Annotated in this window: 18 protein-coding genes; 9 read left to right on the top strand and 9 right to left on the bottom strand. The window is 57.8% G+C overall.

The annotated features are described in order from the left end of the window. The first annotated feature begins 34 nt into the window (after positions 1-34). Positions 35-943, top strand: coding sequence for an AAA family ATPase (locus GOW92_RS02225; RefSeq protein ID WP_170557574.1), 909 nt, complete (start codon positions 35-37; stop codon positions 941-943). Then, the gene (locus tag GOW92_RS02220) at positions 943-2,199 is read left to right on the top strand and encodes a vWA domain-containing protein (RefSeq protein WP_170557572.1); all 1,257 of its coding nucleotides are present in this window, start codon (positions 943-945) and stop codon (positions 2,197-2,199) included. The genes GOW92_RS02225 and GOW92_RS02220 overlap by 1 nt, the downstream gene beginning before the upstream one ends. A 3-nt stretch (positions 2,200-2,202) precedes the next feature. Here the strand turns inward: GOW92_RS02220 and GOW92_RS02215 are convergent, their stop codons facing one another. Beyond that, on the bottom strand, positions 2,203-2,703 hold the full coding sequence (locus GOW92_RS02215) for a hypothetical protein (protein WP_254452874.1): 501 nt from the start codon (positions 2,701-2,703) through the stop codon (positions 2,203-2,205). 242 nt (positions 2,704-2,945) lie between these two features. Here GOW92_RS02215 and GOW92_RS02210 point away from each other — a divergent pair, with 242 nt between their 5' ends. The 5 genes from GOW92_RS02210 to GOW92_RS02190 all read left to right on the top strand — a co-directional run bounded on the left by GOW92_RS02210 (position 2,946) and on the right by GOW92_RS02190 (position 8,876). After that, a complete protein-coding gene (locus GOW92_RS02210) occupies positions 2,946-3,914 on the top strand; it encodes an XdhC family protein (protein WP_170557570.1) in 969 nt (322 codons plus the stop codon). Then, positions 3,911-4,912 (top strand): molybdopterin-binding protein, encoded by a 1,002-nt coding sequence (locus tag GOW92_RS02205; RefSeq protein ID WP_170557568.1) that lies wholly within the window; start codon positions 3,911-3,913, stop codon positions 4,910-4,912. Before GOW92_RS02210 ends, GOW92_RS02205 begins: the two co-directional genes overlap by 4 nt. Before the next feature lie 151 nt (positions 4,913-5,063). Continuing rightward, positions 5,064-5,549 (top strand): (2Fe-2S)-binding protein, encoded by a 486-nt coding sequence (locus GOW92_RS02200; RefSeq protein WP_170557566.1) that lies wholly within the window; start codon positions 5,064-5,066, stop codon positions 5,547-5,549. Between the two features lie 79 nt (positions 5,550-5,628). After that, positions 5,629-7,989 (top strand): xanthine dehydrogenase family protein molybdopterin-binding subunit, encoded by a 2,361-nt coding sequence (locus GOW92_RS02195; protein ID WP_170557564.1) that lies wholly within the window; start codon positions 5,629-5,631, stop codon positions 7,987-7,989. A gap of 95 nt (positions 7,990-8,084) precedes the next feature. Beyond that, complete coding sequence (locus GOW92_RS02190; protein WP_170557562.1) at positions 8,085-8,876, top strand: FAD binding domain-containing protein; 792 nt, start codon at positions 8,085-8,087, stop codon at positions 8,874-8,876. A 48-nt stretch (positions 8,877-8,924) separates the two neighbouring features. Here GOW92_RS02190 and GOW92_RS02185 read toward each other — a convergent pair whose 3' ends face one another. Next, the gene (locus GOW92_RS02185; RefSeq protein WP_170557560.1) at positions 8,925-9,824 is read right to left on the bottom strand and encodes a MurR/RpiR family transcriptional regulator; all 900 of its coding nucleotides are present in this window, start codon (positions 9,822-9,824) and stop codon (positions 8,925-8,927) included. Between the two features lie 89 nt (positions 9,825-9,913). Here GOW92_RS02185 and GOW92_RS02180 point away from each other — a divergent pair, with 89 nt between their 5' ends. Both GOW92_RS02180 and GOW92_RS02175 read left to right on the top strand, forming a co-directional pair. Beyond that, the gene (locus tag GOW92_RS02180) at positions 9,914-10,684 is read left to right on the top strand and encodes a 3-keto-5-aminohexanoate cleavage protein (RefSeq protein ID WP_170557558.1); all 771 of its coding nucleotides are present in this window, start codon (positions 9,914-9,916) and stop codon (positions 10,682-10,684) included. After that, positions 10,681-12,003, top strand: coding sequence for an aspartate aminotransferase family protein (locus GOW92_RS02175; protein ID WP_170557556.1), 1,323 nt, complete (start codon positions 10,681-10,683; stop codon positions 12,001-12,003). The genes GOW92_RS02180 and GOW92_RS02175 overlap by 4 nt, the downstream gene beginning before the upstream one ends. Positions 12,004-12,101: 98 nt before the next feature. Here the strand turns inward: GOW92_RS02175 and infC are convergent, their stop codons facing one another. The 7 genes from infC to cobA form a co-directional block, all read right to left on the bottom strand. After that, positions 12,102-12,563: a translation initiation factor IF-3 gene (infC, locus tag GOW92_RS02170; protein WP_438826307.1), complete on the bottom strand. Its 462-nt coding sequence runs from the start codon at positions 12,561-12,563 to the stop codon at positions 12,102-12,104. 247 nt (positions 12,564-12,810) lie between these two features. Next, entirely contained in the window at positions 12,811-13,644 is an 834-nt protein-coding gene (locus GOW92_RS02165; RefSeq protein WP_170557554.1) for a ferredoxin--NADP reductase, read from the bottom strand. A 107-nt stretch (positions 13,645-13,751) separates the two neighbouring features. Then, entirely contained in the window at positions 13,752-14,159 is a 408-nt protein-coding gene (locus GOW92_RS02160) for a DUF934 domain-containing protein (RefSeq protein WP_170557552.1), read from the bottom strand. Continuing rightward, a complete protein-coding gene (locus GOW92_RS02155; protein WP_170557550.1) occupies positions 14,156-14,917 on the bottom strand; it encodes a phosphoadenylyl-sulfate reductase in 762 nt (253 codons plus the stop codon). Before GOW92_RS02155 ends, GOW92_RS02160 begins: the two co-directional genes overlap by 4 nt. Next, positions 14,907-16,571, bottom strand: coding sequence for a nitrite/sulfite reductase (locus tag GOW92_RS02150; protein WP_170557548.1), 1,665 nt, complete (start codon positions 16,569-16,571; stop codon positions 14,907-14,909). The genes GOW92_RS02155 and GOW92_RS02150 overlap by 11 nt, the downstream gene beginning before the upstream one ends. A gap of 68 nt (positions 16,572-16,639) precedes the next feature. After that, positions 16,640-16,954 carry a DUF2849 domain-containing protein gene (locus GOW92_RS02145; protein WP_170557547.1) on the bottom strand — a complete coding sequence of 105 codons (315 nt, stop codon included), beginning with the start codon at positions 16,952-16,954 and terminating at the stop codon, positions 16,640-16,642. Then, positions 16,954-17,730, bottom strand: coding sequence for a uroporphyrinogen-III C-methyltransferase (gene cobA, locus GOW92_RS02140; RefSeq protein ID WP_170557545.1), 777 nt, complete (start codon positions 17,728-17,730; stop codon positions 16,954-16,956). Before cobA ends, GOW92_RS02145 begins: the two co-directional genes overlap by 1 nt. Positions 17,731-17,839: the final 109 nt, after the last annotated feature.

Below are 17,839 nucleotides of genomic sequence, written 5' to 3'. Positions count from 1 at the left end.
CCGTGACCTGTTGTGGCGAAGGAGAGAATTGAACATGACACAGCCAGATTCCATCGATGCCGTCCAATCCATCCTGGGCGCGCAAGGTTATGTCTGCGGGCGAGCGCTGGCGACGGTCGTGTTTCTGTCCTTGAAATTGGGTCGGCCACTGTTTCTGGAGGGTGAGGCCGGGGTAGGCAAAACCGAGATCGCCAAAGCCCTTGCTTCTGGTCTGAAACGTCGCCTGATCCGACTGCAGTGTTACGAAGGTCTGGATGCCTCTTCCGCTGTTTACGAATGGAACTTTCCGGCGCAGATGGTGGCTATTCGCACAGCCGAAGCCTCAGGTGGGGCGGATCGGAGCGCGCTTCAGTCCGAGCTGTTCTCGGACGAGTATCTGATCGAACGTCCGTTGCTGCAGGCGATGCGTCCGGATGAAAACGGCGCACCTGTTCTTTTGATTGATGAACTTGACCGCACGGATGAACCATTTGAGGCGTTCCTGCTTGAAGCACTCAGCGATTTTCAGGTCACGATCCCCGAGCTGGGCACCGTCAATGCGCCCGAACCGCCCATTGTCATCGTCACGTCCAACCGCACACGCGAAGTCCACGATGCGCTGAAGCGGCGTTGTTTGTACCATTGGGTCGACTATCCCGATTTCGACCGCGAGATCGAAATCCTGCGCGCACGTGCGCCCGAAGCGGCCGAAGCCCTCAGCCGCGAAGTCGTGGCCTTCGTTCAGCACCTGCGCACCGAGGATTTGTTCAAAAAACCGGGTGTTGCCGAGACGATTGACTGGGCCAAGTGCCTTTTGGCCCTGGATGTTATCAACCTCAGCCCCGAAGTCATCGGGGATACGCTGGGGGCGATCCTGAAATACCAGGACGACATCCAGAAATTGCAGGGGTCCGAGGCAAAACGGATTCTGGATCAAGCCAAAGCGTCTCTGGAACCGGCCTGATGGCCGAGCAATTTCCGATCGACATCCCTGAAAACCCCAAGCTGGCGCAAAACATCACCCATTTCGCCCGCGCCTTGCGTAAGGCCGGGCTACCGATTGGGACGGGTCGAGTAGTGGATGCCATCCGCGCGGTTCAGGCCGCAGGGTTCACTGAGAAACGCGATTTCTATTGGACTCTGCACGCCTGTTTCGTGAACCGACCCGAACATCGCACTGTGTTCGCGCAGGTCTTTCGCCTTTATTGGCGTGATCCGCGGTATCTGGAACACATGATGTCCATGATGTTGCCCGCTATCCGTGGCGTACAGGAAGAACGCAAAGCGGACGCGGCCGAAAAGCGAGCGGCTGAGGCGCTTTTGGATGGGGTTGAACGTGATCTGCCAGAAGTGGCGGAGCAGGGCGACGAGACCGAACTAGAAATCGACGCCTCGCAAACCGCGTCTTCCGAAGAACGTCTGCGCAGTCTGGACTTTGAACAAATGAGCACCGCTGAGATCGCGCAAGCCAAGCGGATGCTGTCTCGGCTTGCTCTGCCGGTAAAGCCGATAGAGTCCCGGCGCGGTCAGTCCAGCCATTTGGGCCATCGCATCGATCGGGCGCGAACGCTGCGCGCGGCGATGCGGCAGGGGGGAGAGCTGCGCGATATTGCCAAGCTCAAGCCCAAGCCGCGATGGCCCAATCTTGTTGTGCTCTGCGATATTTCGGGGTCAATGAGCCAATACAGTCGGGTCGTCCTGCATTTCCTTCATGCCGTTTCGAATGCCAAAGGTGCAGGCTGGGCCAAGGTTCATGCGTTTACGTTCGGGACACGCCTGACCAACATAACACGCCATCTGCAGCAACGAGATGTAGATGCTGCGCTGGCCTCTGCCGGGGCCGAGGCGCAGGATTGGGAAGGGGGGACGCGGATTGGCGAATGCCTTCATGCGTTCAATCGCGACTGGTCGCGGCGAGTTATGGGACAGGGTGCTGTGGTCCTGTTGATCTCGGACGGGCTGGATCGGGGTGACCCGGAGGCACTGAGGAAAGAGACGGAGCGATTGCACTTGTCCGCTCGACGCCTGATCTGGTTGAACCCATTGCTGCGTTGGGACGGGTTTGCACCCAAGGCACAAGGCGTCGCTGCGATGCTGCCCCATGTGGACAGCTTCCGTGCTGGTCACTCGATCGCGTCGTTGGAAGATCTGGCCAATGTCATCTCGAAACCCGATGACGTGGGTGAGAAAGCGCGGTTGTTGTCCGCGCTTTCCGACTGAGTATCAGCTCAACTGTTCTTCGTTGCACTTGCGGGCCATTTCCATGGCTTTGTAAGTACCGGTCAGATCAACGGTGAAGGCAAATTCCTTTTCCGGGAATACAACCATGACCTTTTGCTTGGCGAGGTCATCGGCGAATTGGGGATCGTCAGACAGGACGTACCCACCGGAGTAACCCTTGGTGATGTTGCCCTTCATGCCGGTTGCTTCACCGACATAGATGTTGTCGCCCAGCAGGACCGCGACAGCTTCTTTTTCACCGCGCTTGATGTCGGTCTTGGCCTTGGTGAAGACGCCGACATATCCGACGCTACGGTCTTCGGTCAGACCCATCTGAACGACATTTTCGGCGTCGTCTACAGCTTCGATCAGGCAGGATTTCTTGTCCTCGTCGATAAAGACTTTCCAACCTTCAACTTCGCCATAACGCAGGAAAGTGTCCGCGGATGCAACGCTTGCGGTGAACAGGCCAAATGCCATTCCGAGTGTAATAATGCGTTTCAACTCTCTGTCTCCGTTGTGAAAAATTAATATGCGCATACTGGAATGCAGCAGCTACGCATGTAGGCTAGAATCTGGGTCAGGTGCAATCAATGATTAGTCGTTGGCGTGCTGATCTGGGCTTGTATACGCCGATTCAGGTCGTTGCGTTTGAGGGTTGGGGAAGATTCGATATTGGCCTTAAGGCTTACTTTTCATTGCGCCAAACCTGCCTATGTTGGATCAGAACACGCCGGGAGGGTGCAATGGACAGATTCGACAACAGCCCAGAGACGGCTCTTAAATGGCATGACGAAGGCCATCCAACCGCGCTGGCCACGGTGGTTGAAACCTGGGGCAGCGCGCCGCGCCGTGTCGGGGCTCAGTTGGTGATTGCCGCAGATGGTCGCATCGAAGGTTCGGTGTCCGGTGGCTGTGTCGAAGGAGCGGTCATCGTCGAAGCGCTTGAAGCGATGGACGAGGGTGAGGCACGTCTGTTGGAATTTGGTGTCAGTGACGAGGATGCATTTGCTGTGGGTCTGGCCTGTGGCGGAACGATCCGTGTTTTAGTGGAACCTATCGGTTCGGTCCTGCCAGAATCCATGTTGCGAGATCTGGTCAAAGCCCGCGCACAGCGGGAACCGGTGGCCTATGAAGTTAATACCGAAACCGGTCATCGGGCTTTGCGGCGCAAAGCCTATTCAGACCGAATGCGCATGGACCGATCAGGTTTTGAGGAGGACGGGCAGACATTTGTTGCAGTCCACAACCCTCCACTGCGATTGATAATAGTGGGGGCAGTGCACATTGCGCAGGCGCTGGTTCCAATGGCCCGGATCGCCGGATATGATCCGGCCATAATCGACCCGCGCGACGCCTTTGCCTCTGGAGCCCGTTTTCCGGGCGAAACCATCCTGACTGATTGGCCGGACGAGGCGGTGGCCAACTTGGGCATGGACACGCGAACCGCTGTTGTTTTGCTGACGCATGACCCCAAATTGGACGACCCGGCTTTGGAATCTGCGTTGAAGGCGGGCGTGTTCTATATCGGGGCTCTGGGGTCCACGCGTACGCATGCCAAGCGGGTTGCTCGCATGAAAGAGGCGGGATTTACGGACAAACAGATTGCTCAGATCCACGGACCTATTGGATTGGACATCGGTGCGGCGGATCCGTCCGAGATCGCGGTGGCCATCCTCGCCCAGATGACGGCTGTGCTGCGGGGCAAGGCGTGAAATTCGGCCCCGTTCCTGTCGCTGAGGCCACCGGCGCGATCCTTGCACACTCCGTCCAGGTGCGGGATGCCAAGTTGCGCAAAGGACTGCTGCTGACTGCCGAACATGGCGCTCAGCTGGGTGCAGCTGGATATGATGAGGTCACGGTGGCGCAGCTTGAGCCCGGCGATTGCCATGAGGATGAGGCGGCAGAAATGTTGGCCGCTGCACTTGCGCCTGATCCAAACGCTGCCGGATTACGTGTAACGCAGCCGTTTACCGGGCGCGTGAACCTGCTGGCCGACGGGCCGGGTGTTGTCGAATTGGACGTTGCGGCCCTGCAGGAGTTCAACTGCGTCAACCCGATGATCACAGTAGCGACGGTGCCGCAATATCAACAGATGGGCCCGGGCGGGATGGCCGCCACGATCAAGGTGATATCCTATGCCGTTCCAAAGGATGACGTCGTGCAGGCCGCTGGTCTGGCCAGGGCTTCGATTCGTCTGATGGCACCGGTCCATAAAACGGCAGGGCTGATCGTCACGGATATTCCCGGAGGTCCCCCCAACGAAAAGGGGATCGCAGCAATTCGCGGTCGGGTGGAAACCCTTGGCATGGACCTCAGCGATGTACGGATCGTTCCACACAAAGCCGAACCGCTGTCGCAGGCTATCTCAGAGGCTGCCGGTGACATTGTGATGATCCTGACCGGCTCTGCCACATCTGATGTATTTGATGTGGCACCTCAGGCCGTGCGGGCGGCTGGCGGTCAAGTGGACAGGTTCGGCATGCCAGTCGACCCCGGCAATCTGCTGTTTCTTGGATCACTCGGCCCGAGGCCAGTAATCGGATTGCCCGGATGCGCCCGTTCGCCCGCATTGAACGGCGCGGATTGGGTCCTGTCGCGGGTTGCTTGCGGCATCGAAACAACCGGCGCGGACATTGCTGGGATGGGGGTTGGCGGGCTGTTGAAAGAAATCCCGACACGGCCGCAACCACGCGCATCGCGCAAAAGGTGATGTAGCAATTTAGCTTTTCTTCTTAGGCGGCTGAGATGGAAAAGACGACCCCTACGAACGTCGGATATTGGCGCTAAATATTTTTGTTCTCAAACAAATTTTCCCGTGTTTAACTCGGCGATAGCGATAAAAGCCAATAGGGGAGGATCTTATGACCAAGGTCTCAATGACCGTGAACGGTAAGACCGTGAGCGGTGAGGTGGAAGGTCGGACGCTGTTGTCCGGTTTTTTACGCGAGCATCTCAATCTCACTGGCACTCACGTGGGTTGCGATACAGCGCAATGCGGCGCGTGTGTTGTCCATGTGAACGGCGAGGCGGTGAAGTCCTGCAATATGCTGGCGCTTGAAGCAGACGGGGCCGATGTGGGCACGATCGAAGGGCAGGCTAACCAGGATGGCTCGCTGAACGTGATTCAGCAGGCATTTCAGGACCATCACGGCCTGCAATGCGGTTTCTGCACACCGGGAATGGTCATGAGTGCTGCGGCACTGCTGAAGGAAAACCCGCGCCCGACCGAAGCCGAGGTGCGCAAGTATCTGGAAGGCAACCTGTGCCGTTGCACCGGCTACCACAACATTGTCAAGGCGATCATGGCCGCATCTGGTCAGGACGTCAGCAGCATCGCTGCCGAATGATGCCGCTGCGGGCGTCCGATGAAGCGCCCGTGGGAAGACATAGGATGCAGAGCATCCGTTTATGGGAGGAGAACAAGCAATGCCCAAAGACAGTGGCATCGGAGCCAGTTCCAAGCGGCGCGAAGACGTACGCTTTCTGACCGGAGCGGGCAATTATACCGACGACATCAACGTACATGGCCAGGCCTATGTACATTTCCTACGGTCCGACATCGCGCATGGACGGATCAAAAACATCGACACCTCTGCAGCTGAAAGCATGCCGGGCGTGGTCAAGGTTTTCACCGGCAAGGATTTCGAAGGTGTGGGCGGGATGCCCTGCGGTTGGGAAGTGACCGACAAGCACGGCGCACCTATGCAGGAGCCGCCGCACCCCATTTTGGCACAAGGCAAGGTGCGCCATGTGGGTGACCCGATTGCGGCCGTTGTGGCCGACAGCCTCGAACAGGCCCGTGATGCGGCCGAGGCGATCGATTTGGATATCGAAGAACTGCCGGCTGTCATGAACATGAAAGCTGCTGCTCAGGATGGGTCGACGCTGGTTCATGACGATCTAAAGAACAACATCTGCTATGACTGGCAATTGGGTGAGACGGACGACGCCAAGGTCGATGACGTCTTTGCCAACGCAGCCCACGTAACGACGCTGGATCTGGTAAACAACCGCCTCGTCGCCAACCCGATGGAGCCGCGCGTGGCGGTGGGTGAGTACAAGCGTGGTACGGACGAATACACGCTCTTCACCACCTCGCAGAACCCGCATGTGATCCGCCTGCTGATGTGTGCTTTTGTTCTAGGCCTGCCCGAACATAAAGTGCGCGTGGTGGCCCCGGATGTTGGTGGTGGTTTTGGAACCAAGATCTTCCACTATGCGGAAGAGGCGTTCTGCACCTTCGCCGCCAAGGCCTGTAATCGCCCGGTCAAGTGGACCTCAAGCAGGTCCGAGGCGTTTATGTCCGATGCCCATGGCCGCGACCATGTCAGCAAGATCGAACTGGCGCTGGATGCGGACAACAACTTCACCGGCCTGCGCACCAACACCTATGCCAACTTGGGAGCTTATCTGTCGACCTTTTCCAGCTCGGTTCCGACCTGGCTGCACGGAACACTGATGGCGGGCAATTACAAAACGCCGGTCATTCAGGTGAACGTGAAGGCGATGTTCACCAACACGGTGCCGGTGGACGCCTATCGTGGCGCTGGCCGTCCCGAAGCGACTTATCAGCTGGAACGTGTTGTTGATAAAGCTGCACGAGAGTTGGGCGTCGATCCGATTGCCCTGCGCCGTCAGAACTTTGTCACCCAGTTCCCCTATGACACGCCCGTCGCGCTGACCTACGACACCGGGGACTACAACGGTACGATGGACAAGCTTGAGGCTGCTGCCGATCTGGCTGGTTTCGCTGCACGCCGCTCTGCCAGTGAGGCCAATGGCAAGCTGCGTGGCCTTGGCATCAACTGCTATATCGAAGCCTGCGGCATCGCGCCGTCGAACATCGTCGGCATGTTGGGCGCCCGAGCGGGTCTCTATGATGCGGCGACAGTGCGGGTGAACGCCACCGGTTCGATCAGTGTCATGGTCGGAGCACACAGCCACGGGCAGGGGCATGAGACCGCCTTCCCGCAAGTTGTGGCTGACATGATCGGTATCGACGAGTCGATGGTCGAGATCGTTCATGGCGATACGTCCAAGATCCCATTTGGAATGGGCACGTATGGCTCGCGTTCTCTGGCCGTCTGTGGCTCGGCCATGGTAAAGGCGACGGAAAAGGTGATCGAGAAAGCGAAGAAGATCGCAGCCCACCTTCTGGAAGCATCCGAGGCCGATATCGAGCTTAAGGACGGTCAGTTCAGCGTCGCGGGCACCGACAAATCGGTGGCTTGGGGTGATGTGACACTGACAGCTTATGTTCCGCACAACTATCCGCTGGAAGTTGAGCCAGGGTTGGAGGAGACCGCGTTTTACGACCCGGCCAACTTTACTTACCCGGCCGGCGCATATGCGTGCGAGGTCGAGGTTGACCCCGAGACCGGTCAGGTGACGATCGAGTCTTTCACTGCCGCTGACGACTTTGGCAACATCGTCAATCCAATGATCGTCGACGGTCAGGTCCATGGTGGTATCGGTCAGGGTATTGGTCAGGCACTGTTGGAAAACTGTGCCTATGACGAAAACGGTCAGTTGCTGAGCGCGTCTTTCATGGATTATGCGATGCCGCGCGCGGATGACGTGCCTTTCTATGGTGTCGATCATTCCAGCCAGACGCCCTGTACGCATAACCCGTTAGGTGTGAAGGGCTGCGGTGAAGCCGGAGCAATCGGTTCACCGCCTGCAGTAGTAAACGCGGTGCTGGACGCGCTGAACTCGGGCGGCAAGGCGGTCGATCACATCGATATGCCGATGAGCCCGTCACGTGTCTGGGCGGCGATGAACAGCTGATTGGTTGGGTAGGCTGGGGGCTCTGCCCCCAGACCCCCGGGATATTTATAGCCAGATGAAGGGCGGATCCACGCCTTTCGGAAAGGAAAAGCGAAATGTACAATTTCGAGTTTGAGAAGCCCTCGACAATTGCGGATGCCGTTTCGGCATTGGGAGGCGAGGATGCACAGGCGTTGGGGGGTGGCCAAACGTTGATCCCAACGCTGAAACAGCGATTGGCAGCGCCGTCAACACTGGTGTCGCTTGGTGGGATTCCTGACATGCAGGGCGTCTGTATCGAGGATGACGGATCAGTGGCTATTGGTGGTGCAACAACCCACGCAACTGTCGCGTCAGAGGCGGCCAGCAATTATCCGGCGCTGGCAGCGCTGGCAGGACAGATCGGCGATCCTGCTGTGCGCAATCGCGGCACTATTGGTGGATCGCTGGCTAACAACGATCCGGCCGCCTGCTATCCTGCGGGCGCTTTGGGATCAGGTGCTACGATCATCACCAATAATCGCCAGATCACGGCGGACGACTTCTTCCAGGGCATGTTTACGACGGCTCTGGACGAGGGTGAGATCATCACGACGGTCAATTTCCCGGTCCCAAAAGCGGCCAGCTACCAGAAGTTCCTGCAACCCGCTTCGCGCTTTGCACTGGTCGGAGTGTATCTGGCGCGTTTCGCGGACGGTGTTCGCGTTGCCGTGACCGGCGCCAGCGAGGACGGTGTATTCAGGTGGTCCGAGGCCGAAGAAGCCCTTAACAAGGAGTTTCGGCAGGATGCCCTGACGGGGCTGAGCATCAATCCCGCGAACATGATTGGCGATTTGCACGGTAGCAAGGCGTATCGCGCGCATCTGGTCAGTGTCATGACCAAGCGGGCCATTGAAGCCTGTATGTGAGCTGAAAACACTCAAACAAAAGCCCCGGTCCTTGTGGCCGGGGTTTTTTCATGTGCGTCTTATTTTGGGCGGTTGGGATGGCCGCCAATAGGCACCGGTGTCCTCTCGGGACTTCTGGTAACTGTCCACACGATCGCGCGCCGCATCGCCGCCCGCTTGAAACAGGTGGCCCAGAAGACATTCCAGAACCACCATAGCCCCTGCATAGCTTGAGAAGTGATGCAGGGACCGCGTGCTGACCGGGAAGACCACATCCGGTTCGATCCCGGGTGCGATGACTTCGCTATCGGCAATCAGGATGATCGGCATGTTCATGCGCCGCGCCAGTCGCATCGATTGGATGGTGTCGGCGGAATAGGGGTGGACAGTGATGGCGATCAGGCAGTCTTTTGGATTTGCATCCAGCAGATCGTCTGATGCGGACCCCATGTGGCGGGGAACAAGCTGGAGACCGGGATGCGCCATACGCCCGGCATAAGAAAAATAGTAAGACAAGGCATAGCTTGCGCGCGTGGCAGTGACAAAGCACCTGTCTGCAGATGTCATGATTTTGACGGCCTGCCTGACGCGGTCAGGGTTCATTAACCGCAGGGATCGCATTACGACGTTCTGTGCGTTCTGTGCGAATTTCGACTGCGCAGCACTGAATGTGTCATCGTACTGCATGTCGGCAAGCCAGCTTTGGCTGAGGTTATCCTCGCTATCCGTGACCAAAGCATCGCGAAACGGAGCACGAAGGGCGTCAAAGCCATCAAACCCCATCCGATGTGCCAGCCGCACCAGAACGTTCGAGCTGACGCCGATCTTTGCTGCAGTTTCCCGGATTGGATCCAGCCCGAAATCTGCAGGATGATCCAGAATGTACTTTGCGGCCATCTGCAATCCAGGAGGCAGCTGGTCTATCTGCCGTCGCAAGATGTCGGTGAGTTGGTTCGGGGCTATGGACATGCGAAAAGAAAAACAAATGTTATGAAAAATGTAAATTGAAAACGAGCGTGAGGTCGTTAACTGGATTAGCAATCGCAAAGGTTATTCTTATGTCCGAAACACTGTCACAAACACAAATGCCTTATGTTTTGGTAGCGCCGAACGGTGCACGCAGGGGGCACGTAGATCACGCCCAGCTTCCAGTTTCGTTGCCCGAAATCGTAGCCGCCGCGCAAAGCTGCTATCGGGCAGGAGCAGATGGAATTCACCTGCATGTGCGCGATGATCAGGGGCAGCACTCGTTGGATGCCGGGCGTTACCTTGAGACGATGTCCGAATTTCGGCGTGCGGTGCCCACGGTGGACATTCAGATTACGACCGAAGCAGCGGGTATATTTGATGTCCCAGCCCAGTTTCAGTGTTTGCAGCAAGTAAAGCCGAATTGGGCCTCGATCTCGGTCCGCGAAATTGCGCGAGCCCCAGATTTGGCGGACAAGGTATATGGATTGTGCGCCGAGCAGGGGACGCGCGTTCAGCACATTCTCTATAACGATGAAGACGCGGCTTTGCTGGTGGATTGGCAGGCCCGTGGGGTCGTACGCGACGGACAAACTGATCGGTTGCTGGTTTTGGGACGGTACACTTCAGGACAGGAATCCACGCCACAAGACCTTGACCACTTTCCGCAAAACGCGTCCCGTTGGATGGTTTGCGCGTTCGGAAGGCAAGAGCATGCTTGTCTTTTGGCAGCAGCGGAGCGCGGTGGGGATGTACGGGTCGGATTTGAAAACAGCCTGACCGACCGGGACGGAAATACCTGGGCGAACAATGCGGCGTCGGTTTCGGCGCTGATCGCGGCTTTGAAAGGAACTTTGCTATGAGTCACGTTTTTCCACGCCACACCAAATCAATTCTTCCAGTCGCTGTTGGCGGCGATGGATGCTACCTGATTGACGGTCAGGGGAAGCGCTATCTGGATTGTGGTGATGCTGCTGTGTCGTGCCTTGGCCATTCGAACCCGGCTGTTATTGAGGCCGTGCAGCGGCAGGTTGAACAGATCGCATTTGCGCATACCGGTTTCATGACTTCCGAACCTGCCGAGGCGCTGGCTGATCTGCTGGTTGAACATGCGCCGGGTGACCTGGATCGTGTTTATTTTGTCTCGGGCGGTTCCGAGGCGACAGAAGCGGCTATGAAGCTTGCTCGGCAATATTTTCTTGAAATTGGTCAGCCCGAGCGTCGCCGCGTGATCGCACGGCGGCAGAGCTATCACGGGAACACGCTGGGTGCGTTGTCGGCCGGGGGCAATGAATGGCGGCGGGCGCAGTTTGCCCCGATGCTGATTGAGATGACGCATATCGCGCCATGTTTCGAATACGCAGAAAAGCGCGATGATGAGAGCAGTTTTGATTACGGTCAACGCGTCGCGAATGAGTTGGAGGCAGAGATCCTTCGCCTGGGCCCTGAAACTGTTATGGCGTTCATGGCGGAACCTGTCGTGGGGGCGACGCTGGGTGCGGTGCCTGCGGTTGAAGGGTATTTCCAGCGTATTCGCGAGATCTGTGATCAATACGAGGTTCTTTTGATCCTTGATGAAGTAATGTGCGGTATGGGTCGGACCGGCCATTTGTTCGCTTGCGATCATGATGGCGTCGCACCGGACATTCTGTGCATTGCCAAAGGGTTGGGTGCCGGGTACCAGCCGATTGGCGCAATGATGTGTAGCGAAAAAATCTATGAAGCAATTCGCGATGGATCTGGTTTCTTTCAGCACGGTCACACCTATATCGGTCACCCGGTTGCAACGGCTGCGGCCTTGGCTGTTGTCACCGAACTGACCACGCGCCAACTGCCCCAACGCGCCGACGCTATGGGCGGCAAGCTGCAAGCGGCGTTGCGGGCCGAGTTTGCACAACATCCGCATGTTGGGGACGTTCGAGGCAGAGGGTTGTTCCGAGGGCTGGAGCTGGTGGCCGACCGAGAAACAAAAACGCCGTTTGATCCATCCCACGGTGTTGCGGGCAAAATTAAGAAGGCGGCGCTGGCCGAGGGGCTGATCTGTTATCCGATGTCTGGCACCCGGGACGGACGTCTCGGTGATCACGTCCTTCTGGCACCGCCGTTCATTATCGAAGACACGCAATTAGACGAGCTTGTCGGCAAGCTTAGCCGGGCAATCTCGGCCTCGATCCCGAGCTGAAGCGTTCCGCGCGGTATTGCCGCGCGCTGTGCCTGATACCAACAAAAAACCCTGTCAGAGCGTATCTGACAGGGTTTCGAATTCGATATGCACCGCGATTACTTCTGCGGCAGCGGGCCGATCATCATGATCATCTGACGACCTTCCATCTTCGGCATGTTTTCAACCTTGCCGATTTCTTTGGTATCGGCTGCCACACGCTCCAGAAGCTCACGTCCAAGATTCTGGTGCGCCATCTCGCGGCCACGGAAACGCAAAGTGACTTTGACCTTGTCGCCGTTCTCAAGAAACTTGAACACGTTCCGCATTTTGACATCGTAGTCATGCGTGTCGGTGTTGGGCCGGAACTTGACCTCTTTCACCTCGATGATCTTTTGCTTCTTACGAGCTTCGCTTTCGCGCTTCTGCTGCTCATATTTGAACTTGCCAAAGTCCATGATCTTGCAGACCGGCGGGTTCGCATTCGGCGAGATCTCGACCAGATCAAGTCCGGCATCTGCGGCCATCTGCATGGCTTTGGCGGGATGAACCACCCCGACGTTTTCGCCTTCGGCGCCAATCAGGCGAATTTCAGGGGCACGGATCTTGTCATTGACGCGGGGGCCGGTGTCTCTCTGCGGCGGCGCGTTGTGAGGTCTGCGAGCTATGGGTTCATTCCTTTGATAATTGCAGAATTTCGAGGTCGGAATTTAGACTGGCCTGCACGCCGTTTCAAGCGGCATAAGTACAGGCCAGTCCGAAAATTCCGGGTTTTGTCAGGGGTTTTTCGCCAGTCCGGGGTAAATTGCCCCGGACTGGCGTGTTGGATTAACCAACAAAGGCTTTTTCGATGACAAATTCCTTGGGTTCGGAATTGGCACCTTCGCGCAGGCCGAACTCTTCCAGAATCTCTTTGATGTCGAGGTTGAAGGCCAGCGAACCACAAACCATCGCCCGGTCAGTATCCGGTTTGATGCCGCCTTCGATGCCCAGATCGGCAAAGACCGTGCCATCTTTCAGCAGCTCGGTGATGCGACCCATCTTAGGGCTCTCTTCTCGCGTGGTGGTCGGATAATAGCGGATCTTGTCCGCAAATCCTTCGCCCATCAGCTCGGCCAGCATTTCGTCCTGACGGATGTTTTCGATCAGCTGACGTCCATATTCCAGTTCGCCAACTTCGCGGCAGGTATGGGTGATGATGACCTCATCATAGTCCTCATAAGTCTGCGGCTCGCGCAGCAGCGAGGCGAAGGGTGCGAAACCTGTTCCGGTAGCAAAGAACCAAAGGCGCTTACCGGGTAGCAGGGCGTCGTGGACCAGCGTGCCAACGGGCTTGGGCCGTAAGATGATCTGATCACCCGGCTTGATGTGCTGCAACTTTGAGGTCAGCGGGCCGTCCTGGACCTTGATCGAGTAGAATTCCAGCTCTTCGTCCCACGAAGGCGAGGCGATGGAATAAGCGCGCAGCAAAGGTTTGCCGTTGTCGCCTAGCAGGCCGATCATCACGAACTCTCCCGACCGGAACCGCAGCGAGGCGGGACGCGACACCTTGAAGGAAAACAGGCTGTCGGTCCAATGTTTGACGTCTGTTACGGTCTGTGCGTCCGGAAGGACGGGGGCCTTGACGGCGGTTACTTCGGTCACGGGTTTCATCTCTGTCATCGTTTCACTATCGGCTGGGTAAACCGACATCTCCGTTTAATCTTTGATCCAAGTCAGGAAAAGGGGCTAAATGCCCCTTTGAAGTCACAAGCTGGCGATTGGCGATCTTAGCCGCGCAGGCGGGCCTGATAGTTGTGGTCTTTCCAATCGGCGCGGGCCAGCCACTGATCTTCGGGCTGGCGGTTGGCAAGCGCGTCGTCGATTTCGACCTCATCAAACCCGCTGCGGCGCGCCATGGCGTATTGGTCAGCCAGAACATGACCTCTGGCCCGCAAACGACCGGTGTAGCCTTTTAGGCGCAACACGCGGGCGATGGTAAAGCCGCGACCATCCGCCGAAGACGGGAAATCCACACGGACCATCCGGGCGCTGCCGAGGCGGTCGACAAGCTCATCGGGGTCAGTGTCCGACGCCACGTCCAGCGCCACGACATCATTGGCTGCGTCCTCAAGCGTGACAAAGCCATCTGTCCAGTCGTCGGGGGCGAACCCCTCATCCGTTACGATTACGTTCATTTTTTTTCTCCAGCGCGCACCATTTTGCCGTCGACAAAATGAATGCCGCATTCTTCTTTGTTCTGATCGCGCCAGCGTCCGGCGCGGGGGTCTTCGCCTTCTTTGACCGGCGAGGTGCAGGGCGCACAGCCGATAGAGGGGTAACCTTTAGCCACCAACGGATGCCGGGGCAGGTTGTTTTCGTCCATATAGGCGCGCACATCCTCGGGCGCCCAATGGGCCAGCGGGTTGACCTTGATCCGGCCGGTGCCGTCTTCGACCTCAAAGAAGTCAAGTGCGGCGCGTGTGCCCGATTGGAACCGTTTGCGACCGGAAATCCAGCCACCATACCCCGCCAGTGCCTTTTGCAGCGGGAAAGTCTTGCGCAGGTTGCAGCACGCATCGGTGTCACCCAGGCGCAGCGCCCCATAGGGGTCTTCGCGTTCCACATCTTCATCCTCGGCGCGGATGATGCGGACGTTTTTCAGCCCCAGACGTTCGCTGACCTCTTGCTGATATTCCAGCGTTTCGGTGAACAGCATCTGCGTGTCCACGAATAGCACCGGCGTCATCTTGTCGACTACCGCCGCCATGTGCAGCAACACGACCGACTCGGCACCGAAACTGGACACAAGGGCCAGTTCTTCGATCTCTTCCAGCGCGCCGTGCATGACATCATGGGCGCTGTGATGGCGGAACCGGGCGTTAAGCGCGTCGACCTGTTCGGTCAGCTCCGCGCGGTCTTTGCCCAGTTCCGTCTGGATCAGGTCAAGCGGCATTGGCCTGCGCCTCGGGGTAAAGCGCCGCCTTGAACGGTGCCATGCCTACGCGGCGATAGGTTTCCAGAAACGTTTCTTCGGCGCTGTCACGCTGTTCCAGATAAGTGTCCACGATGCGCTCAACGGCTGGCACGATCTCATCATAGGCAAAGCCTGGACCGGTGCGGTCGCCAACGGCGGCTGTTTCGGTTGCGTCACCACCCAGAGTGATCTGGTAGTTCTCGACGCCAGCGCGATCCAGACCCAGGATGCCGATGTGACCGACATGGTGGTGACCACATGCGTTGATGCAGCCCGAGATTTTGATCTTCAGGTGACCAATGTCATGCTCCAGCTTCAGCTCATCAAAACGGGTCGCAATCTCTTGAGCAACCGGGATCGAACGGGCTGTCGCCAGCGCGCAGTAATCCATGCCGGGGCAGGCGATGATATCGCTGATCAGGCCGATATTGGCGGTTGCCAGTTCGTACTCTTTCAGCTTCGCATGGATCGCGGGCAGGTCCGATTTGTGGACATGCGGCAGGATCACGTTCTGCTCATGGCTGATACGCAATTCGTCATAGGCGAACTCTTCGGCCAGATCAGCCATTACACGCATCTGTTCGGCGGTTGCATCGCCCGGCGTCTGGCCGTGCTTCTTGATCGAGATCGTGACGATCGCGTGGTCCGCGTTCTTGTGCGGCGCGATGTTGGTATCGACCCAAGAGCGGAAGACCGGATCGTTGGTGTAGGCACTTTCGAACGACGCAACCGAGGCTTCACGGAAGGTTGGCGGGGCAAAGTGGCCCTTGATCTCTTCCAACAGGTTCATGTCTGCGCCCTTGAACTGCGGGCGAACTTTCAGGAAGCGTTCGTTAACCTTGGCGCGGATCGCGTCGATGCCATGCTCATGCACGGTGATCTTGATGCGAGCTTTGTACTTGTTGTCGCGGCGGCCGATCTGGTTCCACACGGAAACAGTGGCTTCCAGATAAGCCAGCAGGTCGTCAAAGGCGACGAATTCGGACAGTTCTTTACCGATCATCGGGGTACGTCCCAGGCCACCACCCACGATAACGCGGGCACCCAGAACGCCATCACGCTCGACCAGTTGCAAGCCGATGTCATGCGCCTTGATCACGGCACGGTCATTTTCCGAACCGGTGATGGCGATCTTGAACTTACGCGGCATGAACTGGAATTCCGGGTGGTCGGTCGACCACTGGCGGAGCAATTCCGCATAGGGGCGAGGATCGGCGATCTCATCCGCGGCGGCACCAGCGAAATGGTCCGCAGTCACGTTGCGGATAGTGTTGCCCGAGGTCTGGATGGCGTGCATGCCGACCTCGGCCAAAGCGTCCAGCATATCGGGCACGTCATTCAGCTTGGGCCAGTTGTACTGGATGTTCTGGCGGGTGGTGAAATGGCCATAGCCCTTGTCCCACTTCTCGGCCAGCAGGGCCAGTTGGCGCATCTGCGCGCTGGACAGTGTGCCATAGGGGATAGCGACCCGCAGCATATATGCGTGCAACTGCAGATACAGGCCGTTCATTAGGCGCAGGGGTTTGAATTCATCCTCGGTCAGCGAGCCGTCAATGCGGCGCTCGACCTGCGCGCGGAACTGCGCGTTACGTTCTGCCAAAAATGCTGTGTCGAACTCGGAGTAGCGATACATGATTAGCTGTCCTTAGTTGCAGCCCCGAACCGTGGGGCCTTGAGAAGGGGAGAGAGAAGGGCCAGAGGTCAGGCCCGGGGCTGCGGGGAAGTTTCCTGTTTGCCGTGGGCATAGTTGGACGGACCAGTGCGGCGGAAGTCTTCCCGGAAATGGGTTGGCTCGGGGCCGTTGTCGCCGGCGACGGCATCGGCAAGATAGGCACCAACGATTTTGCTGGCCTGACGTGTGGCATCCAGCAGGCGCACCTGAGCATGCGCTTCATCAGTGATCAGCTCGGCCTCGGACAACTCCCGAGACCACCGGTCGTCTTCAGTCAGATAAATGACGTCACCTTCCAACAGGTCGTTGGCGGTCACTACTTTGGGGGTAAAAGCGCGGGCCATCAGGCGTGCTCCTTCTTGAATTCGGTCAGGGCCACGGCCGCCTGCCGTGGGGCGAGGCCATAAAATGTCAGGGTAGGGCCGTCCATTTCGGCGGCGTTCAAATCGGAGGGCAACTGGTCCAGAGTCGTTTCCAGAATGCGCTGGTCGGGGCGCGTAGCATTTTCAACCAACGTCACCGGCGTCTGGCGATCTGCACCGTGCATGATCAGGCGGCCCTGAATGAAACGAGCGGACTTTTTGCCCATGTAAATCGCGGCCACTGAACCGGCGCGTGCCAAGGCAGTCCAGTCGTGATCCGCAAACCCTTTCATGTCGTGGCCGGTCAGAAAACGGACCGAAGAATTGCGGCCTCGCCGTGTCAGGCTTTGACCAATCCCTGCAACCGCCGCCGACGCAGCAGTGATGCCTGGTACGATCCGCCAAGATATGCCAGCAGCCTCGACCGCCTCAATCTCTTCATCTAAGCGTCCAAACACGGTCGGGTCGCCGGATTTCAGGCGAACGACGCGCTGACCTTTCAGGGCGTAATCGACCAGCAGGGCGTCAATGTCTTCCTGTTTCCACGACGGGCCGAAACCTGCCTTGCCGACATCGACCAGTTGGGCGGTCTTGCCGGCCAGTGCCAGAACCTCAGCGCTGATCAGACGGTCATGAAGTACAACGTCCGCGCGCTCGAAGGCATTTAGCGCCTTGAGCGTCAGCAATTCCGGATCGCCGGGACCCGCGCCGACAAAGTCGACATGTCCTGTGCCATCGTATGATTGCGTAAGCTGCATTTCTTGTCCCGAGTGTGGTTTGACTTGGATTGCAATATAGGAAATATTCCCGCAGATACGCCATATGGGCGGGTAAATAAGGACAAACGTTCTGTCTGAGCTGGCCTTG

Origin of the sequence: Ruegeria atlantica (assembly GCF_013032505.1) — a bacterium.
GTDB lineage: Bacteria > Pseudomonadota > Alphaproteobacteria > Rhodobacterales > Rhodobacteraceae > Ruegeria > Ruegeria atlantica_F.
This window is presented reverse-complemented; position numbering and strand designations above follow the sequence as displayed.

Coding starts and splice junctions, on each gene's coding strand:
- cobA (WP_170557545.1), bottom strand. CDS start 17,730: ATGCAGCTTACGCAATCATACGATGGCACAGGACATGTCGACTTTGTC.
- GOW92_RS02220 (WP_170557572.1), top strand. CDS start 943: ATGGCCGAGCAATTTCCGATCGACATCCCTGAAAACCCCAAGCTGGCG.
- GOW92_RS02150 (WP_170557548.1), bottom strand. CDS start 16,571: ATGTATCGCTACTCCGAGTTCGACACAGCATTTTTGGCAGAACGTAAC.
- GOW92_RS02190 (WP_170557562.1), top strand. CDS start 8,085: ATGTACAATTTCGAGTTTGAGAAGCCCTCGACAATTGCGGATGCCGTT.
- GOW92_RS02155 (WP_170557550.1), bottom strand. CDS start 14,917: ATGCCGCTTGACCTGATCCAGACGGAACTGGGCAAAGACCGCGCGGAG.
- GOW92_RS02195 (WP_170557564.1), top strand. CDS start 5,629: ATGCCCAAAGACAGTGGCATCGGAGCCAGTTCCAAGCGGCGCGAAGAC.
- GOW92_RS02210 (WP_170557570.1), top strand. CDS start 2,946: ATGGACAGATTCGACAACAGCCCAGAGACGGCTCTTAAATGGCATGAC.
- GOW92_RS02200 (WP_170557566.1), top strand. CDS start 5,064: ATGACCAAGGTCTCAATGACCGTGAACGGTAAGACCGTGAGCGGTGAG.
- GOW92_RS02225 (WP_170557574.1), top strand. CDS start 35: ATGACACAGCCAGATTCCATCGATGCCGTCCAATCCATCCTGGGCGCG.
- GOW92_RS02160 (WP_170557552.1), bottom strand. CDS start 14,159: ATGAACGTAATCGTAACGGATGAGGGGTTCGCCCCCGACGACTGGACA.
- GOW92_RS02175 (WP_170557556.1), top strand. CDS start 10,681: ATGAGTCACGTTTTTCCACGCCACACCAAATCAATTCTTCCAGTCGCT.
- GOW92_RS02145 (WP_170557547.1), bottom strand. CDS start 16,954: ATGGCCCGCGCTTTTACCCCCAAAGTAGTGACCGCCAACGACCTGTTG.
- GOW92_RS02185 (WP_170557560.1), bottom strand. CDS start 9,824: ATGTCCATAGCCCCGAACCAACTCACCGACATCTTGCGACGGCAGATA.
- GOW92_RS02165 (WP_170557554.1), bottom strand. CDS start 13,644: ATGACAGAGATGAAACCCGTGACCGAAGTAACCGCCGTCAAGGCCCCC.
- GOW92_RS02180 (WP_170557558.1), top strand. CDS start 9,914: ATGTCCGAAACACTGTCACAAACACAAATGCCTTATGTTTTGGTAGCG.